Origin of the sequence: Mycobacterium sp. (assembly GCF_965230835.1) — a bacterium.
Lineage (GTDB): Bacteria > Actinomycetota > Actinomycetes > Mycobacteriales > Mycobacteriaceae > Mycobacterium.
Genome location: NZ_CBDDLW010000002.1, coordinates 2,972,685 through 2,993,185, shown reverse-complemented (window position 1 = coordinate 2,993,185; position 20,501 = coordinate 2,972,685). Strand labels below are relative to the sequence as shown.

Annotated in this window: 12 protein-coding genes and 1 pseudogene; 3 read left to right on the top strand and 10 right to left on the bottom strand. The window is 61.9% G+C overall.

Translation table 11 applies throughout. The features are described from left to right. Positions 1-53: 53 nt before the first annotated feature. Both purF and ACO07W_RS14195 read right to left on the bottom strand, forming a co-directional pair. Positions 54-1,601, bottom strand: a complete 1,548-nt coding sequence (gene purF, locus ACO07W_RS14200) for an amidophosphoribosyltransferase (protein WP_421844107.1) — start codon at positions 1,599-1,601, stop codon at positions 54-56. A 142-nt stretch (positions 1,602-1,743) separates the two neighbouring features. Beyond that, positions 1,744-2,133: a sterol carrier family protein gene (locus ACO07W_RS14195; protein WP_421844105.1), complete on the bottom strand. Its 390-nt coding sequence runs from the start codon at positions 2,131-2,133 to the stop codon at positions 1,744-1,746. A 19-nt stretch (positions 2,134-2,152) separates the two neighbouring features. On the opposite strand from ACO07W_RS14195, the gene ACO07W_RS14190 reads away from it, so the two are divergent. Further along, positions 2,153-3,361 (top strand): MCE family protein, encoded by a 1,209-nt coding sequence (locus ACO07W_RS14190; protein WP_421844103.1) that lies wholly within the window; start codon positions 2,153-2,155, stop codon positions 3,359-3,361. 453 nt (positions 3,362-3,814) lie between these two features. Next, entirely contained in the window at positions 3,815-5,443 is a 1,629-nt protein-coding gene (locus tag ACO07W_RS14185) for a stealth family protein (RefSeq protein ID WP_421844101.1), read from the top strand. Here the strand turns inward: ACO07W_RS14185 and ACO07W_RS14180 are convergent. From ACO07W_RS14180 to ACO07W_RS14145, 8 genes and pseudogenes are all read right to left on the bottom strand, one after another. Further along, positions 5,358-6,314, bottom strand: a complete 957-nt coding sequence (locus tag ACO07W_RS14180; RefSeq protein WP_421844099.1) for a phosphodiesterase — start codon at positions 6,312-6,314, stop codon at positions 5,358-5,360. The genes ACO07W_RS14185 and ACO07W_RS14180 overlap by 86 nt on opposite strands. A gap of 74 nt (positions 6,315-6,388) precedes the next feature. Further along, positions 6,389-7,030 carry a CPBP family intramembrane glutamic endopeptidase gene (locus ACO07W_RS14175; protein ID WP_421845994.1) on the bottom strand — a complete coding sequence of 214 codons (642 nt, stop codon included), beginning with the start codon at positions 7,028-7,030 and terminating at the stop codon, positions 6,389-6,391. A gap of 25 nt (positions 7,031-7,055) precedes the next feature. Further along, a complete protein-coding gene (purL, locus tag ACO07W_RS14170; protein ID WP_421845993.1) occupies positions 7,056-9,356 on the bottom strand; it encodes a phosphoribosylformylglycinamidine synthase subunit PurL in 2,301 nt (766 codons plus the stop codon). An 86-nt stretch (positions 9,357-9,442) separates the two neighbouring features. Continuing rightward, positions 9,443-10,744, bottom strand: coding sequence for a M18 family aminopeptidase (locus ACO07W_RS14165; RefSeq protein WP_421844097.1), 1,302 nt, complete (start codon positions 10,742-10,744; stop codon positions 9,443-9,445). Positions 10,745-10,964: 220 nt separating this feature from the next. Then, positions 10,965-14,219 carry a LuxR C-terminal-related transcriptional regulator gene (locus ACO07W_RS14160; RefSeq protein ID WP_421844095.1) on the bottom strand — a complete coding sequence of 1,085 codons (3,255 nt, stop codon included), beginning with the start codon at positions 14,217-14,219 and terminating at the stop codon, positions 10,965-10,967. Positions 14,220-14,474: 255 nt separating this feature from the next. Next, positions 14,475-15,752 (bottom strand): putative bifunctional diguanylate cyclase/phosphodiesterase, encoded by a 1,278-nt coding sequence (locus ACO07W_RS14155; RefSeq protein WP_421845992.1) that lies wholly within the window; start codon positions 15,750-15,752, stop codon positions 14,475-14,477. A gap of 12 nt (positions 15,753-15,764) precedes the next feature. After that, a pseudogene (locus ACO07W_RS14150) lies at positions 15,765-16,382 on the bottom strand (PAS domain-containing protein); the annotation flags it as partial. A gap of 286 nt (positions 16,383-16,668) precedes the next feature. Further along, complete coding sequence (locus ACO07W_RS14145) at positions 16,669-17,943, bottom strand: IS256 family transposase (RefSeq protein WP_421840071.1); 1,275 nt, start codon at positions 17,941-17,943, stop codon at positions 16,669-16,671. Positions 17,944-18,431: 488 nt separating this feature from the next. On the opposite strand from ACO07W_RS14145, the gene ACO07W_RS14140 reads away from it, so the two are divergent. After that, positions 18,432-19,934: a hypothetical protein gene (locus ACO07W_RS14140; RefSeq protein ID WP_421844093.1), complete on the top strand. Its 1,503-nt coding sequence runs from the start codon at positions 18,432-18,434 to the stop codon at positions 19,932-19,934. The last annotated feature ends 567 nt before the right edge of the window (positions 19,935-20,501 follow it).

Sequence of the window (20,501 nt, the reverse complement as noted above, 5' to 3'; positions counted from 1 at the left end):
GCTACCGGGCGGCATTCACCAGCGGTATTGGCTCACGCCGCGAAGTGCCCCGATTATGGCTGTGGCAGCGTAACGCTGCCCTCGGCAGCCATTGGATCAGCACTGAGGTCACCAAGCGCGGCTCCGCGCGCCGCCTTGGTGAGCATCTGCTCGATGACATTCTTGCCTAGGGCCGTCTCGCCGGGCAGCTCGATGGGATACACGCCGTTGAAGCAGGCGGTGCACAACCGTGAGGCTGGCTGATCGGAGGCCGCGACCATACCGCGCAGCGAGATGTAGCCCAACGTGTCGGCGCCGATACCGTGCCGTACGGCCTCGAGCATCTCCCCCTGATCTTCGACTGCGTTGGCGATCAGCTCAGCCGGCGATGGGAAGTCGATGCCGTAGAAACAGGGCCACTTCACCGGCGGTGAGGCGATACGCACGTGCACTTCGATGGCACCGGCCTCGCGCAACATGCGTAGCAACGCGCGCTGCGTGTTCCCTCGCACAATCGAATCGTCTACGACGATAAGTCGCTTGCCGCGGATCACCTCTTTGAGCGGGTTCAGCTTCAGCCGGATGCCGAGCTGGCGAATGGTTTGAGAGGGCTGGATGAATGTGCGCCCGACGTAAGCGTTCTTCATCAGTCCCTGGCCATACGGGATCCCGGCCTCTTGCGCGTATCCCACCGCCGCAGGGGTACCCGATTCCGGCACCCCGATCACCAGGTCGGCATCAACTGGGCATTCGCGAGCCAACCGGCGACCGATCTCCAGCCGGGCGGCGTGCACCGACCTCCCGGCGAGCGTGCTGTCAGGCCGCGCCAAATAGACGTATTCGAAAACGCATCCCTTGAGCGTGGGGTTGGCGAAGCGGGTAGACCGCACACCGTCGGCGTCGATCGCCAACAGTTCGCCCGGTTCGATGTCGCGGACGAATGAGGCGCCGACAATGTCGAGCGCGGCCGTTTCGGATGCAACCACCCAGCCACGGTCCAGCCGTCCAAGCGACAGCGGCCGAACCCCATACGGGTCGCGGCACGCGTAGAGCGTGTTTTCATCCATGAAAGTCAGGCAGAACGCTCCGCGCACGGTCGGTAGTAGTTCCAACGCCGCCTGTTCCAAGGTGGAGTCCGCCGCACCGTGGGCCAGCAGCGCACCCAGGATGTCGGAGTCGGTTGTGGCGGGGGCCGGGCAGCGCGTGCCGATCAGCCCGGCGTCGCGGGCACGCGCGGCAAGGGCCGCCGCATTGACAAGATTCCCGTTATGCCCCAAAGCAACCCCCGTACCTGCCGCGGTGTTGCGAAACACCGGCTGCGCGTTTTCCCACGTGGTGTCGCCGGTGGTGGAGTAACGACAGTGCCCAATGGCGACATGGCCCTCCATCGCGGCCAGGGTCTGCTCGTCAAACACCTGGCTGACCAGGCCGAGGTCTTTGAAGACCAGTACCTGGGAGCCATCTGCCACCGCGATCCCCGCGGCTTCCTGGCCGCGGTGCTGCAGTGCGTACAAGCCGTAGTAGGTGAGCTTGGCGACTTGCTCACCGGGAGCCCACACCCCGAATACACCGCACTCTTCACGGGGGGAACTCAGATCCTGCTCGGGTTGCTCAACGGTCACGATTCGACGGCTCCCTGGGGCGCAGTTTTGGTGACGCCTACGCAGTCTACGACCACGGCAGCCCCGCCGCCGAATCAACCTGGCGTGTTGACTGGCCAGAAGCGCCCGCTTACTCGCATACACGCAGATCGGTCCGCCGCAGTCAGCTGAGCCCGATCAGCGGCAGCCAGAGTTCAATCTCACCGGCACGCGCGCCGTGCAGGTCGAGGACCCCGCTGGCGTTCGCGTCCGCCAAGGCCAACAGCCCGGTCGCGAGCAGCAGCCAGGTGCGCGGATCGGTCTCCACGACGTTGGGTGGCGCACCCCGTGTGTGCCGGGGCCCCGACACACACTGCACTGCCACAAACGGGGGAACGCGAACCTCCACGCTGGCGCCCGGAGCTCGCCCCGCGAGGGCGCGTGCTGTGAGTCGAACCGCTGTCCCCAGCGTCGCCCGGTCCGGCGCCGGGCATGTCTCATCTCGTAGCCAGTCCGCAATGGCCAGCACAATGTGGCGAAGCCTTGCCGGATCGGCGCTGTCGCGTACGGCCATACCCTAGAGTGTCAGAATCATGGATCCGCGGGGGCGGCCACCGTACAGGACCATCGGCCTGGGGGCGCTGATGGTCATCGGGCTGGTCGGTTTTTTGGTGTACTCGCAGTTCCGCGGCGATTTCATCCCCAAGACCACGTTGACGATGATCGCTCCCCGGGCCGGTCTGGTGACAGATCCAGGCGCCAAGGTCACCTACAACGGCGTACAGATCGGCCGGGTGTCGAGCATTTCGGAAGTCACCCATGACGGCGTACCCGCGGCCAAACTACTGCTGGACGTCGATCCTAAGTACGTGGCGACGCTTCCAGCTAATGTGGCAGCAACGATCAAGGCGACGACGGTGTTCGGCAACAAGTACGTGTCGTTGGCGTCGCCGGGTAATCCGACCACCCAACGCGTCACGCCGGCTACACCTATCGATGCAACTTCGGTCACCACCGAATTCAACACTCTGTTTGAAACGCTGACCGCGATCGCCGACAAGGTCGATCCGGTCAAGCTCAATCTGACGCTCAGTGCAGCCACCAGGGCATTGACCGGCCTGGGCGACAAGTTCGGTATCGCGTTGATCAATGGCACCACGATCCTCGACGATGTGAACCCCCAGATGCCGCAGCTCCGCCGCGACATTGAGCACGTGGCGGACTTGGCCGACACCTACACCGACGCCTCGCCAGACCTGTGGGACGCTCTTGACCGCGCGGCGACCACGGCACGCACCATAAACCGGCAGCGCGGCGAATTGGATGCGACGTTGCTGGCGGCAGCCGGCTTGGGCAACACCGGGGCTGCCGTGCTCGGGCGGAGCGGACCGTACTTGGCGCGGGGGGCCGCCGACCTGGTGCCCAGCAGCCAGCTACTCGATAAATACAGTCCCGAGATCTTCTGCACTATCCGAAACTTCCACGATGTCGGGCCGCGCATCCACGCTGCGCTCGGCGGTGACAGTGGCTACTCGCTGGGGGTACATGGTGGCGGCAGCATCACCGGTGCACCCAACCCGTATATCTATCCGGAGAATCTCCCGCGGGTCAACGCTACTGGGGGACCCGGCGGCCGACCAGGCTGCTGGCAACCGATCACTCGCAACTTATGGCCCGCGCCGTTTCTCGTCATGGACGTCGGCGCCAGCATGGCGCCATACAACCACGTCGAAATCGCTTCACCGCTGTTCGTCGACTACGTGTGGGGCCGCCAAATCGGCGACTACACCATCAACCCATAAGATATTTGGATTCTGTTGGGGTGGGGCGGCTTCGGCGGCCGCGGCCCTAGCCGACCGCTACCCACCGGCACCGATGCCATATGCGCCGACGCGCTAGCCTCGGTCTACACCGGCAGCGAAACTCTATCTAGCGCAACTGTGTTCGCTAGATATACCCATCGGACGCTGCACACCCGCCAAGGCATGGACAGCTCAGCTGCTCGCCGGTTGGCGATCGACACCCAGGTGAACTGGTTGGCCGCAAGCGGCACGGCGACAGAATTTGGCCAGCGTCGCGAGAACAGGTTTGCGCCACCGGGTTAGTCGCCGTCAAATATTTTGTCGCGCAACCAGTTGTCGACCTACCGCACAACTTCATGTGAATCCTTGTCGCCGACCGTCTCCGCCCTGCGCCAACGTCCCAGTTGTGACATTCTCGATCGCAATACCCACATTTACTAAGGCGGTGTTTCGATGCCCAAATTCTCTTCGCGCGGCGGCGTTCGGCCCGCCCAACGACCTGTGCAGCCCATCATCGCTACCCGAAGCGGCAAGATTGCGCGTCTGGAATCAAGCCTGACCCCACACGAGGCGCAGATCGAGGATCTGATCTTTCTGCGGAAGGTACTCGACAAAGCTGACATTCCTTTTCTGCTGATCCGCAACCACAAGAGCCGGCCCGTGCTTGGCATCAATATCGAACTACGTCCAGCAGTCGAACGTGCTCTTGCGGCTGCGTGCGTCGCAGAACCGATGTACGCCAAAACGATTGATGAGCGTGGAATTAGTCCCGTTTTGGTCGCCAACGGACACCTGTCGAAGCTGGTCGATCCGCGTATTCTGCGACTTTACCGCCGTCGGATCGCGCCCGGAGGATTTCGTTACGGGCCGGAATTCGGCGTGGAACTCCAATTCTGGGTATTCGAGGAAGCCGTGATCCGCTGCCCAGTGGAAAACTCTCTTACCCGCAAAACCCTGCTGCTTGACGAAGTTACACCGGAGACTGTCAACCTCTATGGCTATAAATGGCAAACCTTCGATGGCATGTTTACTCCGCACTCAAGCGACGTCACTTTTGATATCGATCTAGTGTTCTCTTGGGTCGACGGCAGCGATCCCGAGTTTCGGGCCCGGCGCGCGGCGCGAATGGCGCAGCACGTGGTGGGTGAAGGCGACGACGCCGAAGCACGGATTCGGCAGATCAACGAATTAAAATACGCACTGAGATCAGTAAACATGTTCGCTCCGTGGATACGCCGTATCTTCATCGCGACCGATTCCGCACCACCGCAGTGGCTGGCCGAGCATCCCAAGATCACAATCGTCCCCGCCGAACAGCACTTTTCGAACAAGGCCGCATTGCCGACCTACAATTCGCATGCCGTTGAGAGTCAGCTTCACCATATTCCAGGGCTAAGTGAGCATTTCCTTTATTCCAACGACGACATGTTCTTTGGCCGGCCGCTCGACGCCAGCATGTTCTTCTCTCCGGGCGGCGTCACCAGATTCATCGAGGCCAAAACCCGGATCGGTCTTGGAACCAACGATCCGACGCGCAGCGGCTTTGAGAATGCCGCGCGAGTGAACCGGCAACTACTGTTCGACCGGTTCGGCCAGGTCATCACGCGCCATCTCGAGCACGCCGCCGTGCCGCTACGAAAAAGCGTGCTGATCGAGATGGAGCAGGAGTTTCCGGAGGAATTCGCCCGCACCCAGGCCAGTGCGTTTCGCTCTGGAACTGACATTTCTGTGACGAACTCGTTGTATCACTACTACGCGCTGATGACCGGCCGTGCCGTGCAGCAAGAGAAAGCCAAAGTCCTCTACGTGGACACCACCAGCCATGCGGGCCTCAGGTTACTTCCCGAGCTGCGGAGACAACGCGGATACGACTTCTTCTGCCTCAACGACGGCAGTTTTCCCGAAGTCTCGGCTCAGCAACGATCCGATCAGGTCACCAGTTTCCTGGAGCGTTACTTCCCCATACCGGCACCTTGGGAGAAGGTTGCCGCAGACGTCAGTCGGCCTGATTTTTCGGTGCTGTCGGGGTCAGAACCAACGGCGGATGCGCAAACAATGAATCCCGCAGAGAAGGCTCGATGAACATGCCGCTTTCGATAATTTCTCGTTTCGCCTGTCCAGGCGAGACAAAGGTGCCGACGGTTTTTCCGGTTCCCCGCGGAATCACCGAATGCACAACGGTGTCTTCGTAGACATGTACCAGGTTGCAACCCTGGGCTTCGTCTCTGCCGCGGGTTCCTCCGGCGGCAACGGTGAGATCTTGCGTGTAGCAGGTTGCTGATGCCACCGACACCGGAATTCCAACGAACGTCGCACTCGTCGAGTAATGGAGGTGCCCAGCCAAAATTGCGCGGACATCGCTATCTCTAAGCACCTCGCCGAGCGAAGCCTGGTCGCGCAGTTCTACCGTGACGGCCAGGTCTAAAACACTAGGAATTGGCGGATGATGTAGCGCCAAAATAGTGCCGTGCGGCGCTGAGTTCTTTAACTCCGCGGCAAGCCACTCCAATTGCGACCTGGTGATTTCCCCGTAGTGATGTCCCGGCACCGAGGTATCCAAGGTGATGATGCGAAGCCCGTCGATTGTGCATACACGGTCTAGCGGTGCCATCGAAGGCGCCTCATCCAGCAAGAATCTACGCATAGCGGCCCGATTGTCGTGATTGCCCATCACCCAAATCAGTTCGGCACCAAGTTCGGCGGCAAAAGGCTCAACCAGGCTGCGCAACTTACGGTAGGCATCAGCCTCGCCGGCATCGGCGAGGTCACCGGTGAATACGATCGCATCCGGCCGCATCTCAGAGCTTTTCAACTGGTCGAGCAGCTCGCACAATCTGCCATCGGCGTCTACCGCACCGTACAGTGGGTCTTCCCCGCCGATGAGATGTGTGTCACTGATATGCAAAAGAACGTAATCCGGCCGCGGATGTTCCGCGGCCCTGAGTCTGTGCACCTGCGGTGCCAACCCCCTCGGTCGAGTGATCGATTGGACGTAGATCCTCGTCAATTATAGCCGAGCCGGGAAAACTACCCGCCCTGATAGCCGCACCGACGTTGCACAATCACCGCGGCGACTGCCCCGGCTTCGTTGATGGCGAGGTGCGCTATGAGTGGCGCCGCCAGGCTGCCAGACCGGTCGGCGAGCCAACCGAAGAGCCAGCCGGCGACACCCGTAGCCAGCACGGTGGCCGCCGCCGGTTCGCCTGCCGCGCGGGCATCCGCGATATGAGACAAGCCAAAAGCACCGGCCTGCAGCAACCGCCCACCGGTATGACCGAAAGCCGCCGTGCCCACCGTTGCCAGCGCCGCTCGAAAAGCGGTCTCCTCAGCCCACACTGTGCCCAGCGGTATCCGCAAAGCCAGCCAGCTCGACACCGACGCCGGCAGCTCGCGGGTGGACATCGACAACCGCACCGCGGGAACCGGAGTCGTCGCTGCAATCGCGGCGGTGGCCGCGGCACCGGCCATTGACCCCAACCGCAGGCCTCTGAACAGGCGCGGCGGAACCAATCCCAACGGCGCGCGGGTCAGCAAAACCAGCAGTCCGCCCATACCCGCCTGCACCGGTACTCGCCGTACCGGCGACAGTCGCGGACCGACAACGCTCCAGCCAACCAGCGCGGCGCCTAGCCCGAGAGCTGTGATCTGACGAAAAGTTCTATTGCGCATCAGGATTGGCAATCAGTGCGGCTAGTCAGCCGAATAGTCGCGGCAACACGTCCTTCGACGTCGCGCGTAACGTCGCCAGGGACACGGTGAAAAGGCCTTGGAACTCTAGTGCGTCGGACCCCTGATCAACAGCACCGATGCGAACGACCGGCAATCCCCGTGCCTCGCACATGGAACGAAAACGACTTTCCTCGCTACGAGGTGCGGCGACCAGAACCCGGCCCGCCGACTCCGAAAAGAGGAACGTGAATGGCCCTGTGCCTGACTGAAATTCCTCTGGGAGCACGATGCGGCAACCTGTTTGTCCTGCCAGCGCTGCCTCGACCAAAGCCTGAGCCAGACCCCCTTCGGATAGGTCGTGCGCCGCAGACAGCAACCCGTCCCGTGATGCCGAGCTCAACACATCGGCGATGAGCTTCTCGCGAGCGAAGTCGACGACCGGTGGCAATCCACCCAGGTGGTTGGCAGTCACTTCGGCCCAGATAGAGCCGTCGAACTCGTCACGCGTTTCCCCTAGGAGAAGCAGGGTTTCGCCCGGTTCTCGACCCAACGCGGTCGGAATGCGCCGGGTCACGTCGTCGAGCACTCCAAGTACCCCCACCACCGGTGTGGGGTGAATAGCCGACGAACCCGTTTGGTTGTAGAAACTCACATTGCCGCCAGTGACCGGAATCCCTAGGGCCACACAGCCATCAGCCAGGCCACGCACCGCCTGCGAAAACTGCCACATAACCCCGGGGTCTTCGGGCGAACCGAAGTTGAGACAGTTGGTTACCGCGACCGGAGTGGCGCCGGTGACAGCGACGTTGCGAAACGCCTCGGCCAGGGCGAGCTGAGCACCGGCATAGGGATCGAGCAGGGTGTAACGTCCCGAGGCATCAGTTGACAACGCGATTCCGCGGCCGGTGGACTCGTCGATGCGCAATACGCCACCGTCTGCATGCTCAGCCAGCACGGTGTTGCCGCGCACATAGCGGTCGTACTGCTCCGTGACGAACGCACGGCTGCACAGATGTGGGCTGCCCAGCAACGCAAGCAGGGTCGCGCGCAGTTCATCACCGGTGACCGGCCGGGGCAGCCCGACCGAGCGGTCAGCGTTCAAGGACTGCTGCGATTCGGGGCGAGATACTGGACGCTCGTAGACCGGGCCTTCGTGGGCCACCGTGCGTGGTGGCACATCCACCACCGTCTCGCCGTGCCAGGTTATTCGCAGCCGGTCGCCGTCAGTGACCTCCCCGATCACCGTGGCCAGCACCTCCCACTTGCGGCACACCGACATAAACGCATCCACGTTTTCGGGCGCAACCACCGCGCACATGCGTTCCTGCGACTCGCTACAGAGCACTTCCGTGGGTGTCATCTCTGGGGTGCGCAACGGCACGGTGTCAAGCTGGATCGCCATCCCGCCGTCTCCAGCCGATGCGAGCTCCGAGGTAGCACAAGACAATCCGGCCCCGCCAAGATCCTGGATACCGATCACCAGGCCCTGCGCGTAGAGCTCGAGACAGCATTCGATGAGCACCTTCTCCATGAAGGGATCGCCCACCTGAACTGAGGGAAGCTTTTTGCGGGATGGTTTCGCCGATCCAGGCCCCGCGACGTCGCCGTCAAAAGTGTCGGAGGCCAGCACCGACACTCCACCGATGCCGTCCAGCCCGGTGCGCGCTCCGAACAGAATGATCTTATTGCCAGCGCCGGAGGCGAAGGCCAAATGTAGATCTTCCTGGCGTAATACGCCGACGCACAACGCGTTGACCAACGGGTTGCCCGAGTAGCACGGGTCGAAGACGGTCTCACCGCCGATGTTGGGCAAGCCGAGCGAGTTGCCGTATCCACCGATACCGCGCACCACCCCGTCAAGCACGCGGCGGGTATCGGGGGCGTCGGCGGCGCCGAACCGAAGCTGATCCATCACTGCGACCGGCCGCGCGCCCATCGCCATGATGTCGCGAACAATGCCGCCGACGCCAGTAGCCGCACCCTGGTACGGCTCGACATAGGACGGATGGTTGTGCGACTCGACCTTGAACGTGACGGCCCAGCCATCGCCGATATCGACAACACCCGCATTTTCGCCGATACCGGCGAGAATCCCGGCGCGCATTTCGTCGGTGGTGGTTTCACCGAAGTAGCGCAGATGAACCTTGGAGGACTTATATGAGCAGTGTTCGCTCCACATCACCGAGTACATCGCCAACTCGGTGTCTGTGGGCCTACGACCGAGAATCTCGCGAATCCGCTGGTACTCGTCTTCCTTAAGGCCCAGTTCACCGTACGGTTGGGGTTGGTCACCGGTGTTGGCGGCATGTTCGACGGTGTCAATCACATGGGTGAGCCCGGACGTCACGGACCCAGTGTAGAGTCCCAGGCCACCTCCGCTTGGCCGCGACTGGTGACGTTACGCAGAACGACCTACTTCACCGGCTCCGCGGCAAGAAAAGCGTGCAAGGCCGCGGAGAAAGCCGCAACGTCGTGACTGCCCATCAGTTCGCGGGCCGAGTGCATCGCGAGCTGAGCCGCACCGACATCAACCGTCGGAATTCCGGTCCCGGCAGACACCAATGGTCCGATCGTCGAGCCACACGGCAGATCGGCCCGGTGCTCGTAACGCTGCAACTCGACCCCGGCCTGCTGACAGGCCAGGGCGAACGCCGCGGCGGTTCGTCCATCGGTGGCATACCGCAGATTGGGGTGCACTTTTAACACCGGTCCCGCGTTGACTTCGATCAGATGGCTCGGCTCGTGGCGGTCGGGATAGTTGGGGTGGGTGGCGTGCGCCATGTCGGCCGAAGCCAACATCGAGCCGGGCAACCGCCGCAGAAAGTCTTCACGGGTGCCTCCAGCAGCCAAGACAATGCGTTCCAGAACGGTGCTCAACAGGTTCGACTGGGCGCCGTGGTCTGAGTTTGAGCCAACTTCCTCATGATCGAAAAGCACCAGCACGGGCACGAAGCCTCCCGGCTCGCTAGCCAGTAATGCTTCCATCCCGGCGTAGCAACTAGCCTGGTTGTCCAATCGGGGCGCGCTGAGCAGGCTCGCATCGGCACCGATCACCGCCGCCGGGGTGAGATCATGCGTCATGAGATCGGCGGCCAGCACATCGACCTCTGCTACACCTACGTGCCGCGCCACATAGTCGACGAAGGCGTCCGCGCCATCCGATGAACTTCCGGCGCCCCATACCGCGTTGACGTGGCGCTGCGGATCCAGCGTGACGGAATTGCGATTCTCAGCTAGGTGGATGGCCAGTTGCGGCACACGCAGGATCGGATCATCTATCCGGACCAGCCGATGAGCGACCCCGGTGTTCGCACGCTCCGACCGCACCGACAGGCGCCCACTGATGCCCAGATCACGATCCAACCAGGAGTTCAGCCAGGCTCCCCCGTACGGTTCCAGCGCCACTACGTGCCATCCGGCCACTAGTCGGTCTGGGTGCTGCTTGACCCGCAGGTTGGGACTGTCGGTGTGGGCTCCGACGATTCGGAACCCGTTTTGGGCGTTGGCAGTTCGGCTGCCATGCCCAGTGTTCCAAGCCACCAGCGAGCCGGCCCGAACGGTGAAGAAGCGGCCCGGCCGGTCTGGCCATTGGCTGGCCTCGCTCAGCTCGGTATATCCAGCATCAAGCAGCCGACGAGCCACCGTCTGGCAGACGTGGAACGGGGATGGGGACGCGTCGATGAAGTCACAAAGACCGGTTGCCGTAGCCGCCATATAGCCATGTCTAGCATCACCATGACCGCGAACACATGGGGGTCGTGCCTGAGTGTCTTTTTCGACGACCACCACGATCTCGCCCTAAAACGCCTCGCCAGCAACGTGATTGCACGGTGGTCGAAACTTTGCGCACAGCAACGTTTTTTGGACGCGAAAGTACTGCCCTGCGAAGGGCCACCGATGTTTCCCGGGCAGCCGAGCTCCTGGCGTTCTTCGGTCAAGCGTGGTGCGCGGCTTCTTGCACGAGTTGGACCCGAGAGCTCAGACCGAGTTTTGCGTAGATGTTGGTTAGGTGAGCTTGCACGGTGCGCGGCGAGACGAAAAGTCGCGACGCGATGTCTTTGTTGGTCAACCCTTCGCAAACGAGCTCCACGATATGTTGCTCCGTTGGAGTGAGCGATGACCACCCGGTGGTGGGCCGTTTCCGCATCCCACGACCGCGCTGGGCGTAGCTAATCGCCTCATCGGTGGACCAGTCGGCACCGACTGCCCACGCAGAATCAAACTCCCCGCCACCCATGCTTTTGCGAAACGCAGCTACCGAAGCGTTGTAGTCGGCTTCCCACAACTTGGCGCGCAACTGTCCGGTGCGCTGTCGCAGCGCGTCGGCGGCCCCAAACAAGCAGGCCGCGGCGCGGTCGGTTCCGGCCAGCTCCGCCAGTATTTCCAGGGTATCCGGCATGCCACAGTAGATGCTGGCTTCGGCACTAGCGGCCAGCGCCGCATAGGCATCCTTACGGGCCTGCTGTGTCTTGTTGCGAGCTTTTGCCACCCGGGCGCGTGTTGTTAAGGCCACCGTCAGGTGCCAGCCGTTGGCTCCGACAACGGCGTTGTCGGCGTGGCGCTGCGCACTTATCACATCACCTTGCGCCAGCGCCAGCTCGGCTGCGAGACCGTGATGGACCGTCGCGACCTCTTGCTGGGGACCGCGGCTCTGCTTAGTCGAATTGCTAGCCTGGACAGCTGCCTTGACATCACCGTTGGCCAGCGCCACGTACGTGAGCGCGGTGTAGGCAATACTTGAATAAAGCGGGCCCAACGGAGCTGCAGCCTCAAGCGCGGCGGCCGCGGGGACGCCCGCTTGGCTGGCACCGCGATAGACCAGTACCTGCGCTTCGCTATAAAGAGCAAGAACCAGTGTGACAGCATCGTTGGCTGCCTCGGCCTCGGCGGCGACCTGGCGGAATCGGGTGACCGCGTCGGCCAAATTGCCCTGCCACAACTGCGCCAAGCCCAGCCACCAGTCGCACTGACGCACAACAAACGCGTGGTTGATAGCTTCAGCAAGTTCCCGGCATTCCTTGGCGGCTGTTGTTAGCGCACCAGGCTCACCGGAGAAAACGGTTCGGACCCCGTGCCAAAGGAGAAGGTCGCACCTTATCTGGGGATCGTCGATCGCATTCGCGAGGTCGGCCGCCTCGGCGAAGTAGGGTTGCGCGGCCTCGGATTTGCAGCCCATGCCGCATCCACAGACAATGAGCGCACGAACCACTGCCACGGGATCACCCGCGGCACGGGCTAGCGCCAAGGCCTGTTGGCCTTGCGCTTCGGTAGCGGAAGTACCCACGGGGTCGATGGCCAGCAGTAGTTTGAGCATTTTCTGGTCAACGACTGCGCGCGCCCAAACGTGTTCTGGCACAGCGAGACGATCCACATTCTCGGCGTCGAGAATCGAGTCGAGCCAGCCCATCCCCTCCTGCGGCGCGTATCCGAACCAAACGGGGCGCAGCGAGCAGACTAGTTGCAGGGCCTCAGCGACATCTCCGCGCTCGCGGCTCCATGCAATTGCGGCTCTCACGTTGTCGATCTCGGCTTTGGCCTGTTCTACCAACCATTGCCGGTCCTCGTGTGCGGGAGAGTCCAGCAAGGCAACCAAATCCGCGTAGTGAGCTCGATGTCGGGCGCGGAGCTCGGGGGCGTCAACCTCACTGAGCTTTTCGAGAGCGTATTGACGCACCGTTTCCAACATCCGGTAACGCATACGGCCCTGGCTGTTCTCGGCCTCCACCAGCGATTTGTCCACCAGTAGCGACAGTTGATCCACAATACGATGAGGCTCGTCGGGATCATCGTGACCAGTTACAGCCTGCGCCGCTGCGAGATCGAATCCGCCGACGAACACCGACAGTCGGCAAAACAGGACCCGCTCCTCGCCAGCCAGCAGGGCGTAGGACCAATCCATGGATGCGCGCAACGTCTGCTGACGCGGCGCGGCGGTACGGGTACCGCGGGTCAGCAGCCCGAACCGGTCTGCAAGACAATCGGCGATCTCGCGTAGCGACAACGAGGACACTCGTGCTGCCGCCAACTCGATCGCCAAGGGTATGCCGTCCAATCGCTGGCAAATCTCGGTCACAACGCCATGCGCCGCGCTGTCGACGTTGATCCGCAAATCAGGCTGGGTCAGGCGGGCACGGTCTAGGAATAGTTCAGCTGCCTCGCACACCGGCACCATCGGAGGTACTCTGCACGTCCGTTCACCTGCCACCCCTATCGGCTGGAGGCTCGTCGCGAGAAAAGTCAACTGCGGGCAGGCGGCTAGTAATTCAGTCACTAAGGCGGCGCACGCAGTTGCGTGACGCTCGCAGCTGTCCAGCACGATGAGCATGCGGCGGTTTCCGATAAACGTCCGAAGGCTCTCGTTTATTGAGTGATCGGTCTGCTGCGGCAGAGCCATGGCCCGCGCCAGGCTGGCCGGCACGCTTGCCGACTCGGTGATCGGCGCCAGATCGACAACGCACCAACCGTCACGGAATTCGGCTGCGGTCGCGACTTCAACTGCCAAACGCGTCTTGCCGATACCAGCCAGGCCAGTCAGGGTCACCATCCGGTTCTCGGTCAACAGTTCGCGTACCCGATGAATCTCCGTATCGCGACCGATAAATCTCGTCAGCGGCAACCAACGGTGATCTGGGCCAATGGCGCTCGCTAAGGCCGTAGGCTCCTCGCCGGAAGGGGAACCGGGGCGCAATTCCGTAATCCGTGCAGCGCCACCGGTATCGCACAAGGTACGGACGCCGACATCGCGTAGCCAGCCGTCGACCGGCAGCCGTTCAGCGGCGAGATCGGTTGCCCTGATCGACGAGACGGTCTTGCGGTCGCGGGCGAGCTTATACGGACGCACGCTCTGGACAACCGCTGGCTCATAGAGGTTGGTTTCGCGCGCTGAGCTGATCTCATCGGTGTGAAGACTTATGCGCAGCTGCAGCGACTGCAGCGGGCCCTGCCGCAGATCCAACGCGCATGCGGCAGCATCGCCGAGACGCGAAAAAACCGCAACGAAGCTTCTGCTGTCGTAGCGCCCAATCAGTCGTACCCCGCCATGGGTCGCAGCAATGTCGGCCATAGTGCTATGTAAGTGCGCGATCGCGGCCGCCATTGTCGTGGCTTGGCTTAGCTGAGGTAACCCCGTGTATCTCTCGATGACAGCCAGCAGCACCGTCATCGTGCCGACCGGCAGCGATGCGCTCAAGCTCGGATCAATCCTTTCATACGGGCAACACGCACGTTGCCGGTGAAAAGCACCCGAACCTCCATTCACAACGAACCCACGCCTTACCGATGATGCCCGAGAAAGAGTGGCGCCGGAGCGCCCCGTAGAACTGCCAGCACGCGTCAGGCTTGCTCCGCGTGCAGAACACCCTTGCCGCAGCAGTCAGCTGTTCCTGCCAACCGGAAGGGGCAGGGCCACTGGCTGTACGTCCTGGTGGGCGCCCACCACTGTGGCCTACTCACTGAAAAAGTTCGCCGGTAGTGGTTTCGCGAAATGCCAGCCCTGTGCGGTGTCGCAGTCAAGGGCACGCAGCTGTGCGGCTTGGCTGGGGCTTTCAACTCGCTCGGCGGTGACGGTCAACCCCAGTGCGTGAGCGAGGTCGATGATTGCTCGGGCGATCTTCTCGTCGGCAAACCGATCGTGGGTATCAAGATCTAGGTTCGCAACGAACTCGCCAGCGAGTTTGACAACGTTCGCGGGGAGGGTGCGTAGGTAGGCCAGGCTGGAGAATCCAGTGCCGAAGTCATCAATGGCGATGCTGACACCCAGCGTAGACAGACGGCGCAGCCCACTTAGTGTCGTCTCGTCTTTGCTGAGGTTCGCGTTCTCGGTGATTTCGAGCTGCAGCGCCTGAGGAGGCAGATCGGCGTCGGCAAGCACCCGTTCGACCAACGAACAAAAGTCGGCATCGCGCGCGCAACTTGCAGAGATGTTGACACTGACAAACGGTTGCGGGTCGGTGCTGTTTTGGCGCCAAATCTGGACGTGGCGACACGCCTCCTCAAGCACGAAAGCGGTAAGCGACGCGATCAAGCCACTGGATTCGGCGAAAGCGATGAACCGGCCCGGCAGCAGCGTGCCCAGTGTCGGGTGCGCCCACCGCAGCAGGGCCTCAGCGCCGATGATGCAGTTGTCGCTGAGCCGCACCACCGGCTGATAAACCAGGTAAAACTCGCTGCGCTCAAGCGCCTCGCGCATCGGCGAGAACGCGGGCGGGTTGAGATTCTCGTCATCACGGTCATAGATCGCCCACTGGTTTCGGCCGGCTTGTTTGGCCCGCACTAGCGCGGTGTCGGCGTTTTTCATCAGGTCGATCGGGGAGGTGTCGCCGGCGCGGTCTTCCATGACGCCGACGCTGGCCGACACCGTCACCGAGCGCCCATCGATATCGACAGGCGAAGTCACGGTGTGCAGCAGTGCGTCGGCTAGTTGAGTCACCTCGCCTGAGCCATGCGATTGCGGTATGAGGATGATGAATTCGTCGCCGCCCATACGCGCGGCGAGCTGGTTCGGCCGCCGCAAACACAACCCCAACCGGTCGGCGACCTCGACAAGAAGCCGATCACCAACATCGTGACCGAGCGTGTCGTTAACGGTTTCAAAACCGTCCATATCGATATAGCAGACACCGACTCGCGAATCCGGGTTTTCGAATGCCTTGGCAAGGCTATCGAAGAACTGGGAACGATTCGCCAGCCCAGTAAGCGGATCGTGCAGCGCCTGATAACGCATCCGTTCTTCAAGGTGGCGCCGGTCGGTGACTTCCTCAAACAGTGCCAGCGTGTAAACAGGCGCACCTTTTTGGTCGCGAATGAGCGAGACGTTGATGCTATGCCAAATTGTGTGGCCATCGCGATGCAAATGCGGCTTCTCTAGGCTCACTCTCTCGATCGAGCCTCGCATCAATGCTGCGTACTGACTCCACACTTCCGGTGTGTCATCGGGATGGACGAGCAGGTCAGTGATATTGAACTGGACGAATTCACTGACGCTGTAGCCGAACATTGCCGCAAAAGCGGAATTCACCACGAGGATTTGACCGGTTATGTCGGATATGCCGACCCCGATACCGGACTGGGCGAACACTGCCCGCAGCAGCCGCGCGTCACGACCACCGGCCCCACCAGCCAGAACGTGTTCGATTGTGTCTTCATCGGGCGGCGCGCTCTGCCTGTCCCTCAAGCTACCCCGCAACGCGCCGACGTAACCGACGCAGAGACGCTGTAATAGCGCCCCCAATGCCGCCGCCGACCCATGAGTCCCGTAGTAGTCCTGGACGGCGCCCACCACCCGACCCAGCACGCAGGCAGGATCAAGATCAGCGTCCAGCGCAGCCAACGCCGCTCCGATCTCCTCTGCCATCTCGGCAAGGCCGAGCGCCAGATCCGGACCCTCCTGGCCCTCCAGCTCATCTTGAACGCACGCCCGCTGCAGCGCAGTCGCGAGCCGCTCGACGATTGACTCTGGGTGCTCCACACCACCGAATCGCAATGCGTGCGTGAGCGCGCTGCTCAAGTCATCGCGGCCTTGTAACCCCGTTACCAACACCACGCTCGGTAGTTCCTCCCCTCACAAGGGCGCGACCCCCCCAACGGTGGCGTCTTAGGACTGGTGTAAAAACGCTGGGCGCATGTTCCTGGTGGTCATGTTACGCGGCGGTGGTGTCGGTCGTGGTTGTTGTGGTGGGGGGATGCAGTGGGCGGGGTGGCTCGAGCAGTTGGTGGCGTAGTTCTTGGAGGTGGCGGCTGGTCGCTGATGTTTGGGTGACTCCGCGCCAGCCGCGGCTGGCGCGGTCGAGGACGGCCCATACCAGCGACAGACAGCTGGTTTCGCCGGGTAGGCGGCCGATGACCTTGACCCGGCGACGGGATTCTCCGAAGGTGCGTTCGATGAGGTTGGAATGGCGGATGCGTGTCCAGTGTTGGCGGGGGAAGCGCAAATGCACGCTCAGCGAGGCGAAGTCGTTGGCCAGGCAAGCGACCGCGGCTGGGTAGAGCCCGCGGTATGTGGTGGTGAACTCCTCGGCGCGGCGGGTGGCTTCATCCACGGCCTGCTGGCCGGGTGGCTGGTCAATGTCATCGAAGATCGACCAGAACGCGGCTTTGATCTCGTCCTGGACCGCGACAGGTGTCTTGGCGATGACGTTACGGCAGCGATGGATCAGACACCGCTGACGCAGGCTTGCCGGAAACGTGGTCTCCCATGCGGCGATCAGGCCCGGCGCCCCGTCGGAGATGCCCAGTAGCGGCGGGCGTAGTCCCCGGTTCCTCAGGTCAGCCAAGAAGTCGGCCCACGCATCAGCCGACTCCGCTGCGGCTGGGGCCAGCCCAATAAACAGGGGCTTGCCGTCGGTGCAGATGCCCCAGGCGGCCAGCACCGGCTCGGCCGGGGCGTTGGGATGCATCCGAAAGTTCGAGGCATCCAAGAACAGGTAGTCCAACACCAGCTCATCAAGGCGTCGAGACGACCACGCAGCGAACTCGTCTTTGATGGCCGCACAAATCCGGCTCACCGTCGAGCGCGACAACGCCGCCTGCGAGCCCAGCACCTCGGCCAACGCGGCCTCGATGTCGCGATCCGACAAACCGCGCACCCATCCCGAAATCACCAACGCCTCCAGAGCGTGGGTGCGCGTCACCCCGGCACCGAATAGCCGCGAACAGAACCGCTCGTCGGTGTCGCGTAGTTTCGGGCGGCATAATTCGACCGAGCCCATCGTGGTCTTCACCGTCGCCGGCGGTTGATACCCATTGCGGTACCCGCCCGGGCCGTCCTGAACCCGACGCTGGTGACGGGCTCGGCCCAACACTGCTTCTACCTCGGCCTCCACGGCGACCTGAAACACCAGACGCACCGATAACCGCCCGACCTCCTCCAAAATCTCGGTCAACGGCCGCTCGGTCGCGGCGAACAACTGATCCATCTCAACACGCACACGCTCAATCGGCGATACTCGCTTGGTCACGGGCGTAGCCCCTCCTTCATAGCTTTCGTCGGTTGCGACGGAACCTACGCCCGTGACCATTTACACCAGCGATGAGACGCGACCCCCCCCCAACTCACAACGCTACACCGAACAGTGTGGCAATTGACCCAGAGAATAATCTCAGCGATTACGCGTAACTTTGTGCGTCGCGTCGCGTAAAACGTCGCGCGGGACCGCAGCCGGGAACCGAACGACCGCTACTGTCGTCCGCAGCCGCCTACAGACTTCCTCGAAAAAACCTTGAGGAACGATCCAGAACCTACGACTAACCGACGACCCAGCACCAACTACGCGTTTAGGACACGTCGACCAACAAAGCTGTCGCCGTGTCTCATTTTGCTGTCTCCCTATAGGGAAAGCGCGTAATGCACGTCTTGGCGGCTACCTACCGGTGAAATCACGACACGAAGGGAATCATCTTTCGCATGGAACAAGTGATGAAGCTGCGCGACGCATGCCAGGACAAGGCGGCCCGACACCCATTTTTTGACTGGCTTTCTACCGAACGGATCCCCGCTCAGGACCGGCTGGCCATGTGCCCGGCCGGAGCGTTGTTCATCATGCAGTTCCGAGACATGAACCGTTGGGTCCTAAGGTTTTCTGAACCTCGCACCGAGTACGAATGGGTGATCAATCTCGGCACTCTCGAAGACGAGAAGCACTCTAGGATGTTCCTTAAGGACTGGCGCAAGCTCGGCCTGGACACCAGGCTCGGGTGGCGCACTAGCGACATCCTGTGGTGGCTGTTCTTGTCACCGGACCAGGAACGCTACCGGCGCAACGGAATCGAGTTCATGAGGCTGGCCGTCGAAGACGGCGACGATGCCCTTATCCGATTCGGCCACTCTGAGGCGGGCGAGGCCACCGGCCATGTCATGCTGTCCAACACCGCGCGAGTGGCAACGGAACTGTCGAACGAAACCGGACTCGAATACAGCTATTTCGGCCCTTACCACTTGGATCTGGAATCTGGTCACGTCGCGAACACCGAAGGCGTCTTTGAGACTGTCGTCCTTGATGCTCAACGCCGGGAACACACCAGCCAGTTGTGTCAACGCATGTTCGATATCTTCGACGACGTCTTCGACGGTTTTCTGCATTATGCGACCACCTATGTCGACACCGGCACCACCCCGCAGCCCCCGCAAGCCCCCCCAAATGCCGGCGATCACTGGGTGGCACCTCCACTTGAGATCATCCCGTGCGACTCCCACGACACCGAGATGATCCGCCACATCGATGAGCACAAGAAACGTCTGCGCGCACATCCTTTCTACGAGTGGCTGCGTCAAGACCAGCAGCACCCAACCGACCGGCTCCGAAGGTTCATACCAATGTGGGTGATGGACATCCTCGGCTACCGGGATCTGACCAAGTACGCCTTGACCTACGACGCGCCTGTCGGTGTCGCTGAAACCGCAGTCAACGCGTGGGCGTCACGGTTGTCTCGACACAGCAGACTGTTCCTGTCCGATTGGCAGGCACTAGGGCTCGATCACATGCTCGACCACACCGCCAGTGATGCGCTGGAATGGCTATTCCTCGACCCAGACATGGATCTACATCGAGAAAACATGATCGAGTTCGCCAAGATCGCTCTACGCCATGACGATCCGGCGCTGCGCTGGTGGATGATGGTCGCACTCGAATCCACCGGCGAAGAATTTTTCACCCAAACGCGGCCGCTCGCGCTGGCTGCCGAAGCCGAAACCGGAGCACGATTGGATTATCTCGCCGGCCGCCACGATCCGCCGGCAACCGCGCAAGACACCGGGGGCGACGGTACACCGCCCGCGCCGCTGACGGCCGATCAACTAGCAGTGGCGAAAAGCATCACCAACCATGTGTTCGACTCAATGGAGCGACAACTCTGGCGGTCCTACGCAATTGCCCGAGCAGGAAAGTACGCCCAACCGGATTCTGCATAGTCAAGCGTGCGCGGCCTGTACGACCCGATTGATCGGAGGTCGTAGCACACAAGGCTTGTTTTCCGGAGCTGCTGGCGCACCGCAAAACACTGGACGGCAAGCCAGCTAACCACATGTTGTTCACGCACTGCGCCGAAATGTCTCATACGAGGCTTGGCTAGACGGCTGAGCAGAGGACATTTCGGCGCAGTGCGAGCAACCGAGCACCTGGTTTCCCAGAGTTCAACCCCACGACTGCAAGCATGTCGCAAACCGGCCCGCGAGGAAACGGCAAAGAATACGCCACTTTGCCGACGCTCGAAACACGGCCTAGGCCTACTCCGCCATTGCGTGATCACTCGTCTACACAAAATCTTGCCGCGCAAAATAATTTGGTCCGCTTAGGCGGTACCTACGAAACTTACGCGTCTAGCTTACGCATCTTGATCGATGTTCTTTGCCCCGCATTAACGCAGGATTAATCACAACGTGCTGTCCGTTCGCGGCCATTTCCGGCAGTTGCGCCAGGCGCGGCAGTCACTTGGCCAGCCAGGCCGGACAGTCCGGGGCGCCGGCATCGATATGTAG